This is a genomic window from Lysinibacillus sp. OL1 (assembly GCF_004332175.1).
In the GTDB taxonomy this organism is placed as follows: Bacteria; Bacillota; Bacilli; order Bacillales_A; family Planococcaceae; genus Lysinibacillus; species Lysinibacillus capsici.
Genome location: NZ_SJDS01000014.1, coordinates 86,166 through 108,872, shown reverse-complemented (window position 1 = coordinate 108,872; position 22,707 = coordinate 86,166). Strand labels below are relative to the sequence as shown.

Here is a 22,707-nt window from a genome sequence, read left to right as displayed (position 1 = left end):
TTAAAAACTATGTATAAACCCTATGTCTAGCGCATATATTTATAGTTTATACTTAAATATAAAAATTCTTTAACGATAATTATTATAATGTACTAGCAATTCTATTTTATATTTGTTATAGTTATAGACGAAGAGTTTGACTCACATTTTTTTCAGGAGGTAAACTAATATGACAAACGCAAATGATCGTAGCCGTCGTTTTACAACAGCAGGTGGCGCTCCAGTAGTAAGTAACCATGACTCTATGTCAGCAGGTCCACGTGGCCCTCTTTTACTTCAGGATGTATGGTTAGTTGAAAAACTAGCAAATTTCAATCGTGAAGTAATTCCGGAACGTCGTATGCACGCAAAGGGCTCAGGTGCATTTGGTACTTTTACTGTAACGCATGATATTTCACAATATACTAAAGCGAAAATCTTCTCAGAGATCGGCAAGAAAACTGAAATGTTCGCACGTTTCTCTACAGTAGCCGGTGAGCGCGGTGCAGCAGATGCAGAGCGAGATATTCGTGGCTTCGCCCTTAAATTTTATACAGAAGATGGAAACTGGGATTTAGTAGGGAACAATACACCTGTATTCTTCTTCCGCGATCCTTTACACTTTACAGATTTAAACCATGTGGTAAAACGTGACCCACGTACAAATATGAAAAATGCCAACTCTAACTGGGATTTCTGGACTTCATTACCTGAAGCACTTCACCAAGTGACAATTGTTATGTCTGACCGTGGTATTCCAGCTGGTTACCGTAATATGCACGGATTTGGTTCTCATACGTATAGCTTTATCAATGCTAATAATGAACGTGTTTGGGTTAAATTCCACTTCCGTACAGAGCAAGGCATTAAGAATTTAACTGGTGCCGAGGCTAATGAGATTATTGGTCAAGACCGCGAATCTTCACAACGTGATTTATATGAAGCAATTGAAAAAGGCGATTTCCCTAAATGGAAAATGTACATTCAGGTAATGACAGAGGAGCAAGCTCGTGAGCTACCATACAACCCATTTGATTTAACAAAGGTATGGTATAAAAAAGACTTCCCATTAATTCCTGTAGGTGAATTCGAGTTAAACAAAAATCCAGACAACTACTTTGCAGAAGTTGAACAAGCTGCATTTGCACCATCTAACATTATACCTGGCATCAGCTTCTCACCAGATAAAATGTTACAAGGTCGTATCTTTGCATATGCGGATGCACAACGCTATCGTCTTGGTGTAAACCACTACATGCTTCCTGTCAACGCACCAAAATGTCCATTCCGTACTTTCCACCGCGATGGAGCAATGCGCTTTGATGGCAATCTTGGTTCGACACTAAGCTATGAACCAAATAGCTATGGCGAATGGGAGCATAATTTAGACCATAAAGAGCCTGAATTACGCATTGATGGTCATGCAGGTATTCATGATTTCCGTGAAGACGATAATAATTACTTTGAACAACCAGGTAAACTATTCCGTCTATTGACTTCGGAAGAGCAGCAACGCTTATTTGAAAATACCGCGAACGATATGGCTTCTGTTGAAGAATTCATCAAACGCCGTCACATCCTTCACTGCTATCTAGCTGACCCAGCATATGGTGAAGGTGTCGCTAAAGCGATGGGTCTTTCCTTAGAAGGTATGGACCTTACAAATCCATATGTAAAACAACCAACAAACGTTTAATATTCCACGTTATTATTGATATCCAAATCCAACTTTTACTCCATGTGAATCCACTATTCACATGGAGTTTTTTGATTAAGAAAAGGCCTATGTCTATTTTTCTGACATAAGCCTTTTCTTTCATTATTGATAAATTTGACTGCCTGCTTTTTTAAACTCCTCAGCCTTTTCTTTCATACCTTGATGGATCGCTTCAGTCGTATTCAAATCCTTATCTTTCGCATAATTACGAATATCCTGTGAAATTCTCATGCTACAGAATTTAGGCCCGCACATAGAACAAAAGTGTGCTGTTTTTGCTCCCTCTGCTGGCAGTGTCTCATCATGATATTCCACTGCACGCTCGGGATCTAGTGACAGATTGAATTGATCACGCCAACGGAACTCAAAGCGCGCTTTAGACAGCGCATCGTCTCGTTGTTGTGCACCTGGATGACCTTTTGCTAAATCAGCAGCATGTGCAGCAATTTTATAAGTGATAACGCCCACACGAACGTCCTCGCGATTCGGTAAACCAAGATGCTCTTTCGGTGTCACATAACAAAGCATCGCTGTACCAAACCAGCCAATCATGGCTGCCCCAATGGCTGATGTAATGTGGTCATAACCTGGAGCAATATCTGTTGTGAGTGGTCCTAATGTATAGAAGGGCGCTTCCTTACAAACCTCTAATTGCTTGTCCATATTTTCTTTAATCAGATGCATTGGTACATGACCTGGTCCTTCAACCATCACCTGAACATCATGCTGCCAAGCAATTTGTGTTAGCTCACCTAGTGTTTCAAGCTCTGCAAATTGTGCCTCATCATTGGCATCTGCAATTGAGCCTGGGCGTAAACCATCACCTAAGGAAAAAGCAACATCATAGGCTTTCATAATTTCACAGATTTCCTCAAAGTGTGTATACAGGAAGTTCTCTTGATGATGATATAAACACCACTGAGCCATGATAGAGCCCCCTCGTGATACAATGCCTGTTACACGATTTGCTGTAAGCGGTACATAGCGTAAAAGGACACCTGCATGAATAGTGAAATAATCCACACCCTGCTCAGCTTGTTCAATGAGAGTATCACGATAAACCTCCCACGTTAAATCCTCTGCTACACCATTTACCTTTTCTAAAGCCTGATAAATTGGCACTGTTCCCACTGGCACTGCAGCATTTCGAATAATCCATTCTCTCGTTGTATGAATATGTTTACCAGTCGATAAATCCATAATATTATCTGCGCCCCATCGAGTTGCCCAGGTCATTTTCTCAACTTCTTCTGCAATGGAAGAAGATACAGCAGAATTCCCGATATTCGCATTGATCTTTACATGAAAATTACGCCCAATAATCATTGGCTCTGCCTCAGGGTGATTAATATTAGAAGGCATTATAGCACGCCCAGCTGCAATTTCTGAACGTACAAATTCAGGATCCATATTTTCACGAATCGCTACAAACTCCATTTCAGGGGTTATAATTCCCTTTCGTGCATAGTGAAGCTGTGTCACATTTTTACCTTTTTTAGCACGCAAAGGCTTTCTCGCCAACTCAGGAAAGACATTTTCTTGAATACGCGGGTCATCAACATGACGAAAGCCATTATCCTCAGGTTTAATGGAGCGTCCCTCATATGCTTCTACATCCCCTCGCTCTTGAATCCATGCATTTCGTAAGGCAGGTAAACCTTTCGTAATATCTACTTGGTAGGCTGGATCTGTATAGGGCCCACTTGTATCATATACTCGAATAGGAGCATTTTCTTCATTTCCAAAGCTGCCTGTTGTCGGACTTAATGCAATTTCTCGCATAGGTACTAGAATATCTGGGCGTGATCCTTCCACATATACTTTTTTGCTTCCTTCAAAGCTAGACATAATGGTAATATTCTTTTCACTTATTGCTGACATGAGCTACTTCTCTCCCTTAAATATATTTTGATACAAGGACCGAATCTAGCTCACCCAACAATCCAAAAAATAAAGGCCGAATCCAAAATAATTATTTGGATCCGGCCACGAATGTAAAGGTCTATTGATTGCATACTCTGCAATAGCTTCTTAACTTTCCCACGCTGGTATGAGCCAGATCAGGTCCAAAGGGTCAAGAAACTTCGTAGCGTTTCCCTCTCAGCCTGACTCATCAGACTCCCCTAGTTAATACTATTTAGTTTGATGCTAGTGTAGCAGATAATACTAAGAGATGGAAGTTATTTTTTATCTTACTAGGTAAATAATATTTCCGCAAAATAGATCACAATGGTTACAGTTATACAGCTTACAATGGTTGAAAATAAAACAGCTTGCGCGGCTGTTGCTGATTCTACATCATATTCCAATGCTAGACTAGAACTATTACGAGATGTTGGAAAGGCACTAGCTATAAACAGTGATTGTGCGACGACTCCATCTAATCCCAATATATAAATAATGGCTAATGCAACAGAAGGTCCAATAATTAATCGCGTAAAACAGCTGATAAAGACGGTTTTATTAAACATTGATTTCATCTCTAGTTGTGATAATTGCGCGCCTAATGTAATTAAGGCCACAGCAATAAATCCATCTGCCACATGTTCTACTGGTATTTTGATAAACTGTGGAATACCAATATCAAAATAATTCATAGCTGCACCTATAATCAGCGCATGAATAATAGGCATTTTAAAAAAATCCTTAATGATTGTCATACCTGACTTTGTAGAAGAAATTAAATTGTATAAACCATATGTATACGTAGTCATATTTTGAAAGATTACGAGCATGACCTGAATGGCTACCCCAATAGGTTGCGTGGCAAATATCATTTGAGCCACTGGAATACCGTAATTGCCCGAGTTAATAAGCACCACACTATTTTTAAAGACAGCTGCCTCTGTTCTAGGTAAACCTAACCCTTTTGCCATAAAATGACTGAGCAACATTTGACTACCGATAAAAAGTACAATAAATAATCCGACCTCTGCCAGTACAGATAACTCCACATGTGTTTCATATAAATTTATAAAAACAGCTGCTGGCATAAAGCAATATGTGATAAGCTGAGACAATGCTTTTAAATTAAAGCGAAATTTCTTTTGTAGTATAGCGCCTATTACAAGTAACACTAAAATAGGTACAACAATTTGAAAGAAAATCATTCCGAGATACATCATTTCAATGTCCCCCTTCCAGTGTGAATAGTAGTGTTGAATTCCTTCTAGGTCAATTTCTCTGGCTTTCACCATAAAGAAGACTGCCTCTATATTGAAGGCAGCCTTTCTTTTTAAGCAAGCTTAAATCGGTTTACAACTTCTTGTAGCTCGTTTGAAATATCGTTCATATTTTGAATAGACTCAGCTACTTTTTGTAATTCTACTTGTTGATCCATTGCAGAAGCACTTACTTGTTCCGCAGAGGCTGCTGTTTGCTCTGAAATAGCCGAAATACTTTGGATAGCCATGATTGCTTGATTTTTATGCTCTAACATGCTAGATAGTTTATTCATTAATTCACTAATAGAATTTGCAATTGAACCTGACAAGTCACTGCTATCTTTAAATGCTAGTTGCGTGCTTTGTACGGACTCATTTTGAGATTGCATTAAATCTGCATTAGATGCAATCACAGCAACCGTCTGCTGAGAATTTTCAAGAATGCTTTCTACTGTACTCTTAATAATTTCTGTTTCATTCTTAGATTGTTCTGCTAGCTTTCTAACTTCCTCTGCAACTACAGCAAATCCTTTACCATGTTCACCAGCACGTGCAGCCTCGATACTTGCATTTAAAGCTAGCAGATTAGTCTGCTCGGTAATACTTTGGATCGAAGCAATAATCTGATTAATATTGGCAATATTGAAAGCTAATGATTCCATTTGCTGCTGAATACGCCCATTCATTTCATTTGTCTCCATATTACGCTCTCTTAAACTTTCAACCTCATGCAATCCTTTTTCTGTTGTTACACCTGTTTTATGAGATAGCTCATCCATTTCATTAGATAGAGCCGTAATCGCATCAATCTGATCTGATAAATCCATCATTCGATAATTTGTTTCTTCTGTATCCTCTGATTGCTTCGAGGCTCCTTGTGCAATCTCGTTGATAGCTACAGAAACCTCTTGACTAGAAGCAACTACCTCATTAAATGCCTCATTTACCTGATTAGAAGATTGGTTCAATAACCTCGTGGAATTTAGTACAGTTTGAATCGCACTATTGGTTTTATCTAACATATTATTATAAGCCACAGCCACTGCACCAATTTCATCAGGCTTAATATATCGCTCTTCTACCTTTTGTGTTAAATCCCCTTCGGCTGCAGTTTCAATCGATGCACGTAAAAATTTAAGTGGTTTTAGTTGTTTATAGATGAATAACACACTTGCAGCTGTCATCAAAACCACCATAATAATGGAAGCAATAATCGTAAATACAAATACATGATTATATGTTTCTAGAATCTTTGATTCAGCTAACACGACTTGAACAGTCCATGTTTCGTCAATACCCTCTAAAATCATTGGAGCAAAAACATTATAGGCCTTTTCCTTCAGTTGATTAGAGTCAACGTACATACTTGTTAGTTCACCATTTTCCATTGTCTTACTAATACTTGTCCAAGTAGGATCCTCTTGCATATTGCGCCCAACTAGCTCATCACCAAAACTGTTAGCTGTTAGCACACCTTTATTCGTAATAATTGCCGCATAACCGCCCTCTGGGGCATTCGATTTTGTTAAATCATTTAAAAAATCTATTGATACATCGGCTGTCAATACACCGAAAAATGATCCGGAAGCATTGATCAATGGCACCGAAATCGTTGTCATTAATACGGATTGTCCGTTTACATTATAATCATAGGGCTCTGTCAAAACTGCACGTCTCTCTTCTTTTGGTACCCAATACCATTCAGAAATACTCTTATCATCAATACCTTCGATTAGAGCAGTCGAGATATCATTTCCGTTCTTACTTAAATAAGGGATAAAGCGATTTTTACTATCTACTAAAGAAGCCTCAGTTGGTTCTAAAATAATAGATTCTTGCTCAAATATTGCTCCTACTCCAAGAATGTCATTATTGCTAGCTAAATTTTTTTCCATTATGTCTATGACACTTTTGGTAGACAACGTATTATTCTTCTCCATGCTTTCTATGATACGCTTTGTTGTTTGTAATGTCGTATTGGCTTTCTTAAATCTTTCACTCATAATAGCTGCAGAGGATTCAGCAGTTTGCAATGTTCCATGCTCTGCGTCTTCAACACTTTGCTTTTTTATAATAATTCCCGTTATGACAGTATAGGATAAAAATAAAATGAGAAATAATCCTATTATAAGGGAAGAAAGTTTTAAGGCAATTCCTCTTGATTTTTTCATAACTAACACCCCCACTTTTATACTAATAATAATAGATGGATGATTGTATCACAATAAATTATTTAGCGAATAAAGTAGAAAATTTACAGAATTATAGAGAAAAATACCGATACTTTGCTAATCAATTATTTTTCAATATGAATGACTAATGACTTATTTGAATTGAGGTTCATAGTAAAACATCCTCTTTGAATTCTAAATTATAGAAAAATATGATATATTAACTATTAAATAGTATGATTGGAGTGACTTACATGAAAAATAAAGCGCTATCAACATTAATGGCCACGGCTATTACAGCGACACTAGTATTACCAATGTCTACTGCGAATGCCGCATCATCTCAAATACAATCAAATTCATATGAGACACATGTAGCAGCAGCCAAAAAAGTAATAGGTGAATCCGTAACGATCAAAAATATAACAAAAGATACTGTGATAACATCTAATGGTACATTTAGAATTCAATCGGCATTAAAGCCCCTATTTGATACTTCAAATAAAGCTGCATTAACCAATGCCCGAGCTACCATTGTAGTAAAAAATGGTCAAATTACGGACGTTACCTCATTAATATTAAACAAAGCAGGTACTAGCAAAAAAACTGTCTATTTTGATGGAGGTGACGCACTAATCTCGGGAGATCTTACTGTAAACGCTGACTATGTAAAGGTTCAAGATGTTAGCGTGGATGGACAGCTTATCATTACAAACAGAGTAAAAAAAGCCGTTACACTCGATGAAGTAGTAGTAGATGAAACAATTACACTAAAACCAATTGTCACGAAAAAGGTAAGTTGGCTATACGTCAACCTAATCGATATGAAATCATCAAACATCAATTTGGGACGTACTAAAGTCAATATATCTTCTGACCAAACTCTTGCCAAAGTAGATGTAGTAGGTAAAGTGGAATCTTTTGAAGCAATGACTAATATAGAAAAGCTTACAATTGATGTAGCGAAAGATTTTAACCTTTATGGTGAGGGTAAAATTGAGCAAATTGTTGTAAAAGGCGGTACTAAAGTAGCTTTAGATTCAGGACATCTGGTAAACAATGTACAGGTGGACGATAGTCGTGTCTCCGTGACGCTTCCTGTCATTGATAAAAAGGAACTTAATACACTTATCGCATCCCCACCATATGTACAAGTATCTGTGAACGGCTATGATGTTTTAAATACGGACAAATGGACAACACAAGCAGACCGTACAGTGTTTGATTCTGCTGTAGCAAGTGCGAAAGCTATAGCAAATAATTCAAATGCCTCACAAGAACAGGTGAAAAATGCCATCAATCAGTATAAAAATGCACTAGCAGTCTACCAAGCTGCTCAGAAGAGTGGTACAAAATATGGTTATGGTGATAAAGCTTCCCTTCAATCTTTAATTAATTCTGTTCAATATGTTACGGTTTCATGGGACGGTTCAAATGTCCCTTATAATTCGCCTTGGACTACTCAGACGGAAAGAAACGCCATCGAAGCTGCTGTTTCGTCTGCACAGTTAATTGTCAATAATTATTATGCGACTCAAACTGATATTGCCAACGCGATCAATAATTTAAACAATGCTATTCGCACTTATAAAAATGCTTATAAGTATGGCACAAATGGTGGTTATAATGTCGAAAAATCTTATTTAGAGTCCCTTATCACTTCAGCCTATAATGACCTTGTGTCAATATCGTACAACGGAGATGGCAGTGATGTACCTTATTACTCAAAATGGACTTCACAAAATGACTGGATCTATATAAATAACTATATTGAACAAGCGAAATCTATTGTAAACAATTATTACGCAACTCAGCTTGAAGTCGTAAGTGCTTATAATAATTTGAACAGCGCATTGAGCTATTACAACTCTGCTAAACGTGATGGTTTATTACACTAAAAGAAGGACTCTGCGTCATGCAGAGTCCTTAAAATTTTAACTAATTAAAAGCATCTACTTGAGACATGGTATTAATCTGTTTCCAGCTTCTATACCAATTCTCAATCTCCTCACTTGGTTCCACTGCCAAATGCTCTTGAAGCGTCTTTTTTAACAGCCAATATTGCTCCTCAACGGCGGCTGTATTATTAAGTAGATCGTAAAGTTTCATTAAAGTAAAATAACCAACCTCAGCATCTTTAATCTATTAACTTCTTATATTTTTTTCCAAAATAACAAAAATCTCTATAACAATAGGCAATTTTAAATTATTCTAGCATTCAGAAATATACATCTTCTATACCACACATCTAAAAACCTCTTCAATCTTATTTCATGGTAGATATTAAGCACATTTGCATATGGTATTTTAAAGCAAAAGTACTTGAAGAAGTTGCAATGTTCCCTTTGTCTCTCCAACCTTTTTCTACTTACTGAGCATTTGCAATATAAACAGCACAAGTTCAACTAATAAATACAAAAAAGATTCTAGACTATGTTAAGATTAAATTAACACCATATATTGTATATATTGCCTTCAATTAACCAAGAACATTAAACACAGGAGGATTCTACATTATGAAATCTAAAAAGAAACTTGTCTTACTGTCTTTAGTGGCAGTGCCTTCACTTCTTTACACCGCGCCAGTATCGGCTGCTGAACTACCAAACTCAGCCTACATAACTGCTAACTACAATGCTAACGTGGCAAATGTTGTACAACTTATTAACAACATTAACAATACAACAGCTACCTTTCAAACAAACTTAGAGGCCGCTTTAAAAGCTTATAATGCTTTAACGGGCACGGAAAAACAGTATGTCACGAACTACTCCACTTTGTCAGCACATCAGCAAACAAGAATTGCTTATCGTAAGCTGGCAGCACAAATTGAAGAGAAATTGTATTCTGTGGATTCTACGTCCCCTAATTATTATCAAAATGTTACTGATACAAAAGATTGGTATAATACCCTGAATGCAGCGCAAAAAACATTTGTAAGTGCATCTGCGCAAAAAATTCTAACTTCCTATATCGCGCCAAATACATCTGTTGACAAGGTGGTCAATAAAATTCAATTGATTAATTCATCTCGTCTCTCGTTCCATAAAGATGTAGCCAATGCCCGAGCAGAGCTTAATGCATTACGAAGGTTTTCAAATATTTCTTTACCTGCAGGTATCGAGCAACAATTACTTGATGCAGAACAGCTGGTTGTAAAGGATAAAGCAGCAGCTAAAGAAGTTGAAAACGCTATTGCAGCTTTATCACCAAAAACATCGACAGCTCAGGATGTGCAGGCAGTCAAAACTTCTTTTGAAGCATTAACACCTGTTCAGCAGCAACTCGTCCCAAATGTTTGGACTTTAGTGGATTTTGTACAAGGAAAGCATACACTTCCTACAAAAGACAACATACCTAAAAAACCTGATTTATCAGATACGGCAGCTATTCCAGGAAAAACAACTGCGATGACAAAAAATAAAAATACTTATAGAGCCAAAATTAATGTAGCCGCATCAGAAATTGACACGGAACGTTATATTCTTACAACAAAGGACAAAATGACCATCATCATTCCGCCACTTTATACACTTGTCAATGAAGATGAAGGAATAATGGATATTCAAGTAACTAAAAAGGCAAACCGAATTACACTTCAAGCGACATTGAATAAAAAACCAGTAACCTTTGATGCCAATATGGAAATCATAATTGAAGGTTTAACAGCAAATTCATCCATCGTCCGCTCAAATGATTTGGGCAAGCGAGTTCCTGCCGATTTCATTATCAGTGGAAATCGCCATATTATCCAAACAACTATATCTGACACATTCCAAATCCTAAACAATTAAAATAAAAGCACTAAAGAAATACCAACCTGAAACGATGTTGGTTTCTTTAGTGCTATCTTTTGAAAGTGGGCTATAAAAACAATAGACAAAGTCAACTAATCGACTTTGTCTGATCGTAAATGAAAATATCTGCTCCATAAATGTTATGTATCAATAAATATTTATGGGGTAAACCATCCATTTTTTAATTTAATTTGTTGTAGCAACTAGTTGATCCACAATGAAATCTAGCTGTTTTGATAATGAATAAATGTCGTTGTAGTAACAAAAACCAAAATTCATTTCAATAAGCCTTCCTTCTTTAATGGCTGGAATATCAGCCCAAACTGGATGATCTGTTAAATCTACCATTCCTTCATAAGATGAGCGGAATACATAATCTCCTGCATAATCTGTTAAAACTTCTAAAGAAACATCGATTGCCTCATTGGTGTTGTATTTATCATCTATTTTCTTTTGAATAATATCTGGTGCTTTCATTCCTAAATACTCATAAATAGCTTGAGAACCACGTCCAAAGGTATAGCTTGTCACAACGGACATTTTTCCTTTGCCGCCCTCCATAATACTAACCGTTTTATCCGAAATACCTGCCTCTTTTAGCTTCTTTTGACTATCCTCTACTTTTGTATAGAAACTAGCTAAAAGCTCTTTTGCTTCTTTCTCTTTCCCTAGTACTTCACCAATCTTTGTTAAACGTTCATCGAGTGAGATTGAGAAATCGATCATGATTGTAGGTGCAATTTTCTGCATTTGATCGTAAAGCTCATCCTTACTTGGAATAATGATGACATCAGGTTTTAATTGGATCACTGCCTCGACATTTGGTTCAAACCATTCACCTAAACTTTCAACTGTTTTTAATTCTTCCTCAAATGCTGCTCCCTCTTGTATTTTAGAAGAACCCACTGGTGTCACATCAAATGCTAGTACATCACCTGTATAATACATCACCACTACTCGCTCAGGGTTAACAGGTATTTCTACGTCTCCTTTCATAGTAGAGACAGTTTTTGTTTGTGATTCGCTTACTGTTTGAGTGGTAGAGGCTTGTTTTTCCCCGCCCTGTGTACTGGTTGATGCCCCACTACTGCAAGCACTTAATAAAAGCGTCAGACATAGAAAGAGTGTTGTAAAAGCTGATAAACCTCTTTTATTCATTGGTTCATACTTCCTTTCATTATATTGATAACCATTCTCAATATAATCTTGGAAGCTCCAATCGACAATGGAGTATCTTTCAGACATTGAAGGACTATCTTTTATCAGATCACTTACTTTTTGCTTTTGACGGAATTTTGTAGGAGAAACGCCTACTCTCTTTTTGAAAAGTCTACTAAAATAATAGACATCACTATAGCCGACACCCAAAGCGATATCGCGTAAGCTAGCATTTGTCCTCTCAAGTAAAATAGAAGCTTTTTCAATACGTAGCTGAATTAAATACTCAATCGGGCTGCAACCTAATTGTTGCTTGAATTGAATGGATAAATGAGATGGACTATAGCGCAATGCCTTCGCAATGGATTCTAAGGTTAAAGGCTGTGCATAATTTTGCTCTAGATAGGCTTTAATTTGACTAGAGACATTTAGCTTTTGAATGTCGTCACTGTCCTGATCTAACTGCATGAAAATTTCATTTAATAATTGATAGAATAGCGATTTAACAGTAAATTTGCTGAGGTTATTGGCATTTTCCCACTTCTTATACATAAAATATATTTTTTCAAACATTGTAATAGGTGAGTTAGGAACAAGACTGTATTGATAGTTGAAAGGATTATTTGTTTGTAACGCCCTTGCTATCATTTTATTTGAGGTTAAAGGAATGGAAGCTCGATAAAATATTAAAAAATATTCAAAGCCTTTGTCTGTAGCCATTATTTGTAGTGTGGTGCCCTTTCCACCGTGAATAAGATGAAAGCCCTCTAGTGTATAGTTTATTAAATCGATTTGAACTTCCGCACCACCACCTGTGGCATAAAGAAACATATTTGCAGGCAATTTATATGATTTTCCAATTTCTCCAGGTTTGAATAGCTCATATCTTATATCGAGCACTTTGATCGTTGCTTGATTCCAAAGAAATAGAAACTCCTCTTTTGGTAGCATCCTACATCATTCCTTCCAATTCTTCACTACCTACAAGCTTATTATAATTGATAATTATTCTCAATATAAACCTGTATAAGCATAGAAAAATCACTCAAACAATCCAATGGCTGAGTGATTTAATGGAATTTCACTTAATTTTGTTTAGTATGTTGTACTAGCATATCCAATTATTTAGCTTATTTTTTATTCGTTAGCCAGTTTGTTAATTCCTCTACCTGAGCCAACACGGCTGTTGGGTCATATACCATGAGCGCTCCTCTGGCCAAACATAAAGATGATCATTTTTTACGGCTGGCAAGCTATCCCATATAGGATCTTTCTTAAAATAACCTAAAAACAGCATTGTTCCTAAGTAACCAGATTGAGTGGTCTTGAAACTCATTCCCTCCTGCATAAACGGCAATATAACTCCATATACCATTCGACCAAATCTCCTAGTTGTAACAATTAATAGCATTCCTGTTATGACAAACCCCAATAATTTTTCATTTTTACCCCCTTTCATTACACGAATCTTAGTCCAATGAAAGGTCCATTCTCCACCAATGGAAGGATACTTATACGGTAAAACGGATTTTAATTTAAGGTTACAGTTAGATTTTTGGATAAACCTTAATGGCCCTTTTTCATTTTATCCATTGTTCTAGGTCACTGACTAATTTATGCTAGCCTATATCGATAATGATTATCATTTACGGAGGAAGAGACATGAAAAAATTAAAGCGACATATGCTCATTTATAGCTTATTACTACTGGTTAGTATCATACTGGCTGCTTGTGGTTCTACCAATGAAGAAACGAAGAAGGAAGAGACAACAGCATCAGCATCAACCACTCGGGTCTATAAGGATTATTTAGGTCATGAGGTTGAAATTCCTGTAGATCCTGAGAGAGTGGTTTATCATGGAGAAGGATACGGTGATTTACTTGCATTGAATATCAAAACAGTTGGTGCTGGCTTCTCTTGGATTACAAATTACGCTTGGGAAGATCGCGTAAAAGATGTGGAGGACGTTGGTTTTCCTATTAATGTGGAAAAAACATTGTCATTAAAGCCTGATCTTATCATTATTGGTACTTCAGATGAAAAAACATATTCACAGCTTTCTAAAATCGCCCCTACTATCGTGTTTGATACTTTTGCACCCTTAAACCAACGCTTAACAGAGCTGGGCGATATACTTAATAAAAAAGAAGAAGCAACTCAATGGATGGATGCTTATACAGAAAAAGCGGATAAAATGTGGGAGTCGCTTGTAGCTGATGACATCATTAAACCAGATGAAACGGCATCGGTTTTAACATATTATCCAGGAGATCGATTATTTGTCATGGCACGTGCTGGACTTTCTCAGGTTTTATACGATTCAAATGTGCTTAAGCCTGGCGACAACATACAAAAAATTCTTGATGATGGAACAGGCTTTGCTGAAATCTCCACAGAACTTCTTCCTGAATATGCTGGTGATCGAATTTTCATCCTTACACCAGTCGATGATGAAGCAAAACAATCGACAAAAGAAATGATAGAAAGTCCAATTTGGAAGAACCTACCAGCAGTGAAGAACGGTCATGTCTACACATTTGATATTGAAAAAAGTGATAGCGATGCCTCAACAAGAGAATGGCTGTTATCACAATTACCTACTATGTTAAAAAAATAACTAACAAGAGACATTTCATCTTTGTTGAAATGTCTCTTTACTTTTTATACAATACAGTTAATTGATAATCATTTTCATTTACTAAGGAAGTGAACAGATGGAAGACAATAAATCAGCTTCTATTAACAATGATTTACTATTTCATTTAGAAGATATTGACTGTATTTCGCAGAGCTATCCGTTTATCTCGACTTCTCATCATACGATGATACTTTTTACAAATGGCTGTGGGACATTAACGATTGATGATATACCCTATTTGGTGACGAAAGGAAAAATTTTTCTTGTTCAGCCCCATTCTATGATTGATTTATCGGATATAAATCATGGTTACCGTTTCTATAAAATTGCCTTTTCAGCCTTTCAGCTAAAACATAAGCACCCTTCCCCACATCTAGGATCTATTTTTTCTGATGAAGTGGAATATACAATTTATCCGTATACACGATTAATTCGTCTTAGCGAAGATCTGTATAATTTAAATCCTAAATTGGATTTTCTTAAACAACAAGGAGTCTTGTATGAACTCTTAAATTTATTATTTGAACATCAGCTTCATATGAACTACCAGTTGACAATGACAAAGGCGGTTGAAGAAACTATCGACTATATACATAACTATTTTCGACAGCCTTTAACAGTGAAAAAGCTAGCGGAACTCGCTCGTATAGCTCAATGGCAATATAGTACGATCTTCCAAACCTTAACTGGGAAGAAACCGCTTGATTATATTACAGATTTACGTCTTACAAATGCCAAGGAATTATTACTACAAACAAATGAGCCATTAAAAGATATTGCGCAGCAAGTGGGATTTGATGATGAATATTATTTTAATCGCCGCTTCCGACAGGTAATTGGAATACCTCCAAAACAGTTTGCACGACAATATAAACAAAAAACTGTTGTAAAAGATTGGACAGGACACGAGGTAGCCATTCCTCGTTCACCGCATCGTGTTATTTATCATGGAGAAACGTTTGGGGATATGTTGATTTTTGATGTGCAGCCAATAGGTGGTAACAAAAACTCTATTAGTAAATCCTTCTATAAAAACCATGTTCCTTATATTCAAGATGTTGCCTTTCCAATCAATCTTGAAAAATCTTCGAAGCTGAACCCTGATTTAATTATCTTTACAAATAATGACGAGCAGCAATATCAAGCACTATCTTCTATTGCACCAACAGTTACTCTAAATTCCTGGGATTCATTGGAGGAACGCGTTCTTTTATTAGGGCAGTGGCTTAGCCAACAACAGCGTGCAGAAGATTGGCTAGAATATTTTAAAATCCAAGAAAATACTATGTGGCAGCAGCTACAAACAGTTGTAGAGCCTGGCGAAACAGCATCTGTTTTGACTTTTGATCATGGCAAACGCCTTTTTATTATGGGCTGTACAGGTCTATCCCCTGCCCTTTTTCATCCAGATGGTTTTCAGCCTCACCCACAAGTCAAAAAGCTACTTCAAGCAGGCGAAGGGTATAGAGAAATACCAATAGATCACTTACCTCAGTATGCTGGTGACCGCATCTTTATGTTGTTATCTGATAAACCCGAATCGCAAATGGCTACGATGGAGTTGATTAATAGCGATATGTGGAAAGGACTCCCTGCTGTCCAAACTAACCATACTTATTTAGTGGATGCAACAAAGTGGAATTACGGAGATGCCTTTACAAGAGAGAAGTTACTCGGTGCATTACCAAAACTATTGGTTACTGCCAAGTAATTCTCATACCTATAATAAGGGGTGACATTTATATGAAAACGGGAAGTATAACAGATACGACAACTCAAATATCATTAAAGGATATTCGAGATTATATTGCTAAAAACCATCATCAACCTCTCACGATTAAGCATCTAGCACTCATTTCGGGTCTGAGTTCCAGCTACTTTGGAGAGGCATTTAAAAAGGCATTCGGTCAAAGTGCCACAGATTATTTAACGGCGCTACGTATCGGACATGCCAAGCAATTACTGCGTGATACCGATTTATTACTTCGTGAGATTGCTAGAAAAGTAGGTTACAGTGACGAATTTTATTTTAGCCGAAAATTTAAAAAAGAAGTTGGGATTTCACCTTCTGCTTATAGTAAGATGGCTCGCCAGCGTATTTCTACTTTTTCGGTCTCCGCTACCGGAAATTTATTAGCGCTTGGTATCATACCAGTTGCAGCTCCGCTGAATGCTAAATGGAGTCCTTATTATTACAATCATTATCAAGAGAAAATTCCCGTGCATGTTAATATATTCGATACAGAATCAGAGGACAACTTCAAAAAATTAGCCTCCGTTAAGCCAGATATTCATATTTTTCAAGAGGAACCCTCCCTCTCCATGCTTAATTGGCTTCAAACTATTGGCATCAAAAGTGTCTTTATACAAGCGAAGGATTGGCGAACACAGCTGAGAGAAATAGCTGTAGCTGTTAAAAAGCAAAGCGTAGGTGAGCACTTCATTCAAACATATGAACAAAAGGTATTACAGGCGAGATTAGAAATTAATCAAGTTGCTGAAAATGATACGTTTGCTGTTCTTCGTTTATGCGGTGATCAATTATTTATGTATTGTAATAAAGGGATTCAGGATGTACTGTATACAGATTTACAGCTTCGCTCTGTCGATGCTCACCAACAAACATATAATGAGCATATTACACTTGATCAGCTAGTAAATATAGACCCTGACCGTTTGCTATTTATCATTTGTCCCGATTCACCAACCCGAAATTATTGGCTTACTCTACAATACCTTGATCGTTGGAAAGAGCTCCGTGCTGTAAAAAATGGACATGTCTATGTTTTACCTTCGAATCCTTGGTTCGAATACTCAGCTATTGCTATAAGCCGAATGCTAGATGAAATGTTACTTATGCTAACCGGAAAAAATCCAAATCCTTTTCCTGTCCCCGTCCATGGTAACGTATCAGACAGTGATTTATAATTTCATTTGAGAATGATTATCACTGGAAGGAGACTTTGATGAACAATGAAACAAAATTGTCCTATTCAATGTCATACAATTATAAAATCTGCCTATTTATCAGCGATGTTTTTGCTTACTATCGGCATACTTTCCGCCTGCAATACCCAATCAAGCAATAAAGTGGAACAGGTAGAAACGCAGGCATCCTCAGAAAGTACAAAGGAGCAAAGTATTTATCCGTTAACACTAAAAGATGAGGTTGGTAATGAGGTAACACTACCAGCTAAGCCTACTAAAATTTTTGCACCTGTCATGGAGGATTCATTACTAGCTCTTGGTATCAAGCCTACTATGCAATGGTCTAATGGTGTTAAGCCACAGCTTTATTTACAAGATCAGCTACAGGGTATACCAGAAATTAGCTTTGCAAGCGGTCCCCCATCAGCCGAAGCCATTATGGCAGATAAACCAGACTTAATTATTTTGCACAATTCATTTTATATGGAAAATGGCACCTATGAAAAATATGCAAAAATCGCACCAACCTATGTTTTTAATAATGCTGCAAGTGATTTAGAAGGCTCTATTAAAGTTTTAGGGCAACTACTTGATGAAACAGACAAGGCTGAGCAAGCCATACAGGATTATCAAGAAAAAGTAGATGCAGCAAAAACAAAGCTATCCTCTATAACAGAGGGTAAAAAAATTGCGTTAATTCGCTTTAATGCAAAAGGTATGTTTTTCATGACAGATGAGTATTTTAGTGGGTATGTCTTAACACATGAATTAGGATTTGAACAAAGCAGCTACGTGAAAAATGGTGCCTTCGAAGTATCATTGGAGATTCTACCTGAACTGGATGCCGATTATATTTTCCTAATCAATGATGGTAATCTTGGGGATGAATTTTTAAATGAGTTGAAGAACAGTAAAATTTGGCAAAGTACAGCAGCCTTCAAAAACAATCAAGTATTTGAGACATCCGCGGATTACTGGCTAAATGGCGGTATTCATGCTCAAGGAAAAGTGATAGAAGATGTATTGGAGTTTTTAGCGCCATGATAACAATGACAAAGAAACCTTATACATCAGAAAACTACTTTGAAGTTGCCATGACATCTCGTCAACAGCTAGATTATCGCATTTTAATTGCAAGCCCAACAGATGAACCACCAGCAGATGGTTATACTGTCATCTACGCCTTAGATGGGGACGCCCTTTTTCCAACACTTGCAGAGGCAGTGAAATTACAAACACGTAAACCAAAAGGCTATGATCCTATTCTTGTTATTGGCATCGGTTATCCCTCAAAGGAACCTTTTGATATGGAGCGACGCTGTCTCGATTTTACACTACCTGTTACCAAAGAACATCTGCCTCCACGTCCAGATGGAACGCCTTGGCCTCCAAATGGCAAAGCTAATGAGTTCTTAGATTTTATTGAACATGAGCTCATGCCTGCTATAGCAAAGGAATGGCCTCTCAATAAAAAGAAGCAAGCGATTGTTGGTCATTCCTTAGGCGGTCTTTTCACACTATATGCTTTATGTGCAAGACCTCACTTATTCAGTCATATTGTAGCTGGCAGTCCCTCTGTTTGGTGGGCAGACAATGCAGTACTAAAAGTAATAGACAGATTTTTTGAAGATTGGAACGGTCAGCATGCTATTAATCTCTTACTTACAATCGGTGCTAACGAGTTGCCAGATATGTTAGAGGGAGCTGATCTAGCGGCTGAACAACTGAAGCGTTTAAGCGACCAAAACATTCTTACTAATTATGTGAAGTTTGATGAGGAGGACCATGTGAGCGTTCTACCCTGTATGCTTGGCCGCCTTCCTCGGTTTTTGGATTCCTAGTAGAAAAACCCAAGTGGTAATCATTCCACTTGGGCATTTTTATAACATTTACTTCTCTTTCTCTAAATGATCCTTAAGTATGCTAGCGATTTCCTCAACTTGTGATTTTAAAGCAATGGATCATAAGGCCAGAAACGCACTGGGTTTAAGTTGATACGCTATTATTTTTGACAGCTTCAATTGTCAATAGTAAAATTGTGAGGAACCAGTCATGTTAGTTCTAAGATCATTTAACCAAGATTAATACTTTTTTAAACTAAATGAATTATTAATTTTTCGCATTCTTTATTTTCTTTTTACGGATAACCTTAAATAAAATTGCTACGATGATTATGATCATTATAAAACTTAAATATGGGATCCACCATTTAATAGTTTCAACTATTCCCTCCGATAATCCAAAACCCATTAGAAATTCAGTCATAATATCTTCTCCTTTTATTTAAGTCTACTGTCTAAAATTACCTGTTTTGCACTCTGATAAGTTGCCATGAAATATATTACATATAGCAACAAAATAATACCAAAGCTTAAAAACATATTCTGTTTGATAGAAACTTCAAAAAATGGTTCTAATTTTTCTAATACAACCTTAGTAGTAAAGATCGATATGAAACTAGCTAAAATTAAAGGTGAAATAAAATAAAATCCAATTTGTCTAAATAACAACCTATTAATCATTTTTTTATCTGCACCAATTTTCGATAATGTCAGGTATCTTTCTTTGTTATCCTGTGTTTCTGTTAATTGCTGTAATGCTAGTATGGATAACGTGACAATCATTAAAATTATTCCTAAGTAACTACTAATAAAAGCTATTACTCCAAATACGCCAAAGTAAGTGTCTTGTATCACACTCTTAGTTACATAATAAATCTCTCCATCAAGAGATTTTTCGACCCATTTATTATTCATTATTTTATAGACCGTACCCTCAATTTCTTGAGAGGGAAAAACGCCATTCAATAAGAAACTATCAGGATTCATATAATTTTTCATATTGTCTGGAACAACCACTGTTCCTACATCATTTGCCCTGGTTGAATTTGTTAAGTAAGTAATGTTACCAAATATTTTTTTGTTTGCAGGAGTGAGCTCCTTATCACCAATTCTTATTTTCCCTTCTTTATTTAAGAAATATTGAATATGTTTATTAAAGGGTTCATAATTTGCATTAATAATGAATTTATTTTCTCCTAACCGAATTCCCTCTTCTCCAGATAGTTCCAATATTTTATTGTAATCTGTTTCAGTTATTAAAGTAACTTGTGACATAAGTATCTCTTGTTCTAAATCAGATAGTTTTACTTGTTGCTCTTTAAACAATTCTCCATAAGTTAAATCTGCATTAAACAACATTATCTCTACATAACTTTTAAGATTTTCTTTAAGTGGAATGCCATCTTGTTTTGCTGTTTCTAAAAGATTTTTGTTATCCTCATATGGTTTTACAATTGTTAAGTCAAATGGGGTAGCCGTGGTAACTTGTTTATTCATAGAACTTGTAACACTAAATCCTGTACCTAGAACAACCAGTGAAGCTATCAGTAATGCACTTAAGATACTTATTACTAGAAAATTGATTTGCATTTTACTTCCGAATTGTCGAAACAAAAATGAATTTAGTTCTTTAAAATATAGCTTTTTGTTTCTTTTAGCCAAGAACACCATCACACCGGAAATTGTATAATAAAACAAAATAATACCAACACCAAGAAGCGAGACTATTACAGTTAAATAATTCTTATCAAGTCCGAATTTCATTAACAATAGTATTCCAGTAGTTATTAAAGTAATTGCTACTAAAAAAAGGCTACTTGTCGCCCATTTGTTATAGACCTTTAACTCTTGATTTTTACGATTCGCAGTTAATAAATCGATAAGTTTAATGTTCATAATATTACGAGTATTAAAAAGTGCTACTATAATATAAATAATTGAAAAACTTATAATAGTTTCTTTTATAGCTTCTTTTGATAACAGCAATTTATATCCTACTGCATCACCTACAAACATTTTTAAAGCTAATATCGAAATAACTTGTGACATTAAAAATCCTAGCCCAAGGCCTATAATTAAAGCAAATAACCCTACCAAAAAGGTCTCACCTACAAAAATAAAGGATATCCGCCATTTACTCATCCCTAATGTCATATAAATACCCATTTCTTTTTTTCTTCGCTTCATTATGAATTGATTGGCATATATGATGAGAAAAGCAAACACAATTGCAATGAACCTTGTTAATAGTCCAATATACGTAACTAATGCATCCCCAAAAATCTCCATAGAATAATTTAAATCATTTAAAGCTGGTTGTGATGATACTGAATTAAATGCATAAAATAGGCTGACACCTAAGACAAGAGTTAGAAAATAGATAGCGTAATCTTTAATACTTCTGCCTACATTTTTATATATCAATTTAAAACTCATCATTGATATTTCCTCCTAGTAGTGCAACGACCTCCATTATTCGATTAAAGAAAGTTTTACGATCATCTTTTCCTCGTATTAGTTCATTAAAAATTTCTCCATCCTTTAGAAAAATAATCCTTCTGCAATAACTAGCATTATAAGGATCGTGAGTAACCATCAAAGTTGTAGCATCTTGTTGCTGATTTAATATTTCTAAATTTTTCAGCAGCATTTTAGCAGATTTACTATCAAGAGCCCCTGTTGGCTCATCGGCTAATAATAATGTAGGCCTTGTAACAATGGCTCTTGCTGCCGCGATTCTCTGCTGTTGTCCTCCTGACATTTGATATGGATATTTGTACAATACTTCCTTTATATCCAAAGCGGCGGCAACTCTATCGACTTCATGTTCAATTTCATTCACTGGGTAATTAATTATAGATAATGCCAAAGAAACGTTTTCAAAAGCAGTTAGTGTATCTAGTAAATTATATTCTTGAAAAATAAAACCTAACTTCTCACTTCTAAATTTTGACAATTTATGTCCCTTTAATTTTGTGACATTTTCGCCATCTATAAATACATGACCAGCTGTAGCAGTATCAATGGTTGAAATACAATTAAGTAAAGTCGATTTACCACTTCCACTTGGTCCCATAATTGCTATAAAATCGCCTTTTTGCACTTCAAATGAAATGTTTTTTAATGCATTGGTTACGTTACCCTTATTACCATACACCTTTTCAATATTCTCAACTTTTAATATTGTATTCACTTCCCATTTTCACTCCTTTTATGGATGACTTATCCTTTTACTACCATAATTTTACCATTCAATGAATTTACAAAAAATCGATTATTGTATCATAATATTACCGTTTTGTAAGATTACTA

At 36.1% G+C, this 22,707-nt stretch carries 16 protein-coding genes, 1 pseudogene and 1 riboswitch; of the genes and pseudogenes, 8 read left to right on the top strand and 9 right to left on the bottom strand.

What is annotated here, in order from left to right; all coding sequences use genetic code 11:
- Positions 1–169 precede the first annotated feature (169 nt).
- The gene (locus tag EW028_RS20745) at positions 170–1,675 is read left to right on the top strand and encodes a catalase (RefSeq protein ID WP_131522198.1); all 1,506 of its coding nucleotides are present in this window, start codon (positions 170–172) and stop codon (positions 1,673–1,675) included.
- Between the two features lie 123 nt (positions 1,676–1,798).
- On the opposite strand, the gene thiC is transcribed toward EW028_RS20745, so the two are convergent.
- From thiC to EW028_RS20730, 3 genes are all read right to left on the bottom strand, one after another.
- A complete protein-coding gene (gene thiC / locus EW028_RS20740) occupies positions 1,799–3,577 on the bottom strand; it encodes a phosphomethylpyrimidine synthase ThiC (protein ID WP_048390718.1) in 1,779 nt (592 codons plus the stop codon).
- 139 nt (positions 3,578–3,716) lie between these two features.
- Positions 3,717–3,831: riboswitch (TPP riboswitch) on the bottom strand.
- A 60-nt stretch (positions 3,832–3,891) separates the two neighbouring features.
- Positions 3,892–4,821, bottom strand: coding sequence for an AEC family transporter (locus tag EW028_RS20735; protein ID WP_131522197.1), 930 nt, complete (start codon positions 4,819–4,821; stop codon positions 3,892–3,894).
- A gap of 110 nt (positions 4,822–4,931) precedes the next feature.
- Positions 4,932–7,031: a methyl-accepting chemotaxis protein gene (locus tag EW028_RS20730; protein WP_131522196.1), complete on the bottom strand. Its 2,100-nt coding sequence runs from the start codon at positions 7,029–7,031 to the stop codon at positions 4,932–4,934.
- A 254-nt stretch (positions 7,032–7,285) separates the two neighbouring features.
- Here EW028_RS20730 and EW028_RS20725 point away from each other — a divergent pair, with 254 nt between their 5' ends.
- Complete coding sequence (locus EW028_RS20725) at positions 7,286–8,929, top strand: S-layer protein (RefSeq protein WP_131522195.1); 1,644 nt, start codon at positions 7,286–7,288, stop codon at positions 8,927–8,929.
- A 40-nt stretch (positions 8,930–8,969) separates the two neighbouring features.
- On the opposite strand, the gene EW028_RS20720 is transcribed toward EW028_RS20725, so the two are convergent.
- Complete coding sequence (locus EW028_RS20720; protein ID WP_227744992.1) at positions 8,970–9,140, bottom strand: bacterial transcriptional activator domain-containing protein; 171 nt, start codon at positions 9,138–9,140, stop codon at positions 8,970–8,972.
- Between the two features lie 407 nt (positions 9,141–9,547).
- Between EW028_RS20720 and EW028_RS20715 the strand changes: the two genes are divergently transcribed.
- Positions 9,548–10,825, top strand: coding sequence for a hypothetical protein (locus EW028_RS20715; protein ID WP_131522194.1), 1,278 nt, complete (start codon positions 9,548–9,550; stop codon positions 10,823–10,825).
- Between the two features lie 189 nt (positions 10,826–11,014).
- Here the strand turns inward: EW028_RS20715 and EW028_RS20710 are convergent, their stop codons facing one another.
- On the bottom strand, positions 11,015–12,937 hold the full coding sequence (locus EW028_RS20710) for an ABC transporter substrate-binding protein (protein ID WP_131522193.1): 1,923 nt from the start codon (positions 12,935–12,937) through the stop codon (positions 11,015–11,017).
- Positions 12,938–13,265: 328 nt separating this feature from the next.
- Positions 13,266–13,445, bottom strand: a pseudogene (locus tag EW028_RS25700) (hypothetical protein); the annotation flags it as partial.
- A 203-nt stretch (positions 13,446–13,648) separates the two neighbouring features.
- Between EW028_RS25700 and EW028_RS20700 the strand changes: the two are divergent.
- The 5 genes from EW028_RS20700 (at position 13,649) to EW028_RS20680 (ending at position 19,395) form a co-directional block, all read left to right on the top strand.
- Positions 13,649–14,605 carry an ABC transporter substrate-binding protein gene (locus tag EW028_RS20700; protein WP_193767423.1) on the top strand — a complete coding sequence of 319 codons (957 nt, stop codon included), beginning with the start codon at positions 13,649–13,651 and terminating at the stop codon, positions 14,603–14,605.
- Positions 14,606–14,702: 97 nt separating this feature from the next.
- Complete coding sequence (locus EW028_RS20695; RefSeq protein WP_131522192.1) at positions 14,703–16,337, top strand: helix-turn-helix domain-containing protein; 1,635 nt, start codon at positions 14,703–14,705, stop codon at positions 16,335–16,337.
- Between the two features lie 32 nt (positions 16,338–16,369).
- Entirely contained in the window at positions 16,370–17,554 is a 1,185-nt protein-coding gene (locus EW028_RS20690) for a helix-turn-helix domain-containing protein (protein ID WP_131522191.1), read from the top strand.
- Positions 17,555–17,599: 45 nt separating this feature from the next.
- A complete protein-coding gene (locus EW028_RS20685) occupies positions 17,600–18,598 on the top strand; it encodes an ABC transporter substrate-binding protein (protein WP_131522190.1) in 999 nt (332 codons plus the stop codon).
- Entirely contained in the window at positions 18,595–19,395 is an 801-nt protein-coding gene (locus tag EW028_RS20680) for an alpha/beta hydrolase (RefSeq protein WP_131522189.1), read from the top strand. Before EW028_RS20685 ends, EW028_RS20680 begins: the two co-directional genes overlap by 4 nt.
- Positions 19,396–19,663: 268 nt before the next feature.
- On the opposite strand, the gene EW028_RS25385 is transcribed toward EW028_RS20680, so the two are convergent.
- Genes EW028_RS25385 through EW028_RS20670 form a run of 3 tightly spaced genes read right to left on the bottom strand, consistent with a single transcriptional unit; the run spans position 19,664 to position 22,588 of the window.
- Positions 19,664–19,819: a hypothetical protein gene (locus tag EW028_RS25385; protein ID WP_193767422.1), complete on the bottom strand. Its 156-nt coding sequence runs from the start codon at positions 19,817–19,819 to the stop codon at positions 19,664–19,666.
- Positions 19,820–19,833: 14 nt separating this feature from the next.
- Positions 19,834–21,834 carry an FtsX-like permease family protein gene (locus tag EW028_RS20675; RefSeq protein ID WP_131522188.1) on the bottom strand — a complete coding sequence of 667 codons (2,001 nt, stop codon included), beginning with the start codon at positions 21,832–21,834 and terminating at the stop codon, positions 19,834–19,836.
- Positions 21,821–22,588, bottom strand: a complete 768-nt coding sequence (locus tag EW028_RS20670) for an ABC transporter ATP-binding protein (RefSeq protein WP_131522187.1) — start codon at positions 22,586–22,588, stop codon at positions 21,821–21,823. Before EW028_RS20670 ends, EW028_RS20675 begins: the two co-directional genes overlap by 14 nt.
- Positions 22,589–22,707 lie beyond the last annotated feature (119 nt).

What these genes read in the sequence shown, in the direction of transcription:
- EW028_RS20735 (WP_131522197.1), bottom strand. Translation starts at nt 4,821, where the DNA reads ATGATGTATCTCGGAATGATTTTCTTTCAAATTGTTGTACCTATTTTA.
- EW028_RS20675 (WP_131522188.1), bottom strand. Translation starts at nt 21,834, where the DNA reads ATGATGAGTTTTAAATTGATATATAAAAATGTAGGCAGAAGTATTAAA.
- EW028_RS20690 (WP_131522191.1), top strand. Translation starts at nt 16,370, where the DNA reads ATGAAAACGGGAAGTATAACAGATACGACAACTCAAATATCATTAAAG.
- EW028_RS20685 (WP_131522190.1), top strand. Translation starts at nt 17,600, where the DNA reads ATGAAACAAAATTGTCCTATTCAATGTCATACAATTATAAAATCTGCC.
- EW028_RS20725 (WP_131522195.1), top strand. Translation starts at nt 7,286, where the DNA reads ATGAAAAATAAAGCGCTATCAACATTAATGGCCACGGCTATTACAGCG.
- EW028_RS20720 (WP_227744992.1), bottom strand. Translation starts at nt 9,140, where the DNA reads ATGAAACTTTACGATCTACTTAATAATACAGCCGCCGTTGAGGAGCAA.
- EW028_RS20695 (WP_131522192.1), top strand. Translation starts at nt 14,703, where the DNA reads ATGGAAGACAATAAATCAGCTTCTATTAACAATGATTTACTATTTCAT.
- EW028_RS25385 (WP_193767422.1), bottom strand. Translation starts at nt 19,819, where the DNA reads ATGACTGAATTTCTAATGGGTTTTGGATTATCGGAGGGAATAGTTGAA.
- EW028_RS20730 (WP_131522196.1), bottom strand. Translation starts at nt 7,031, where the DNA reads ATGAAAAAATCAAGAGGAATTGCCTTAAAACTTTCTTCCCTTATAATA.
- EW028_RS20710 (WP_131522193.1), bottom strand. Translation starts at nt 12,937, where the DNA reads ATGCTACCAAAAGAGGAGTTTCTATTTCTTTGGAATCAAGCAACGATC.
- EW028_RS20715 (WP_131522194.1), top strand. Translation starts at nt 9,548, where the DNA reads ATGAAATCTAAAAAGAAACTTGTCTTACTGTCTTTAGTGGCAGTGCCT.
- EW028_RS20700 (WP_193767423.1), top strand. Translation starts at nt 13,649, where the DNA reads ATGAAAAAATTAAAGCGACATATGCTCATTTATAGCTTATTACTACTG.
- EW028_RS20680 (WP_131522189.1), top strand. Translation starts at nt 18,595, where the DNA reads ATGATAACAATGACAAAGAAACCTTATACATCAGAAAACTACTTTGAA.
- thiC (WP_048390718.1), bottom strand. Translation starts at nt 3,577, where the DNA reads ATGTCAGCAATAAGTGAAAAGAATATTACCATTATGTCTAGCTTTGAA.
- EW028_RS20745 (WP_131522198.1), top strand. Translation starts at nt 170, where the DNA reads ATGACAAACGCAAATGATCGTAGCCGTCGTTTTACAACAGCAGGTGGC.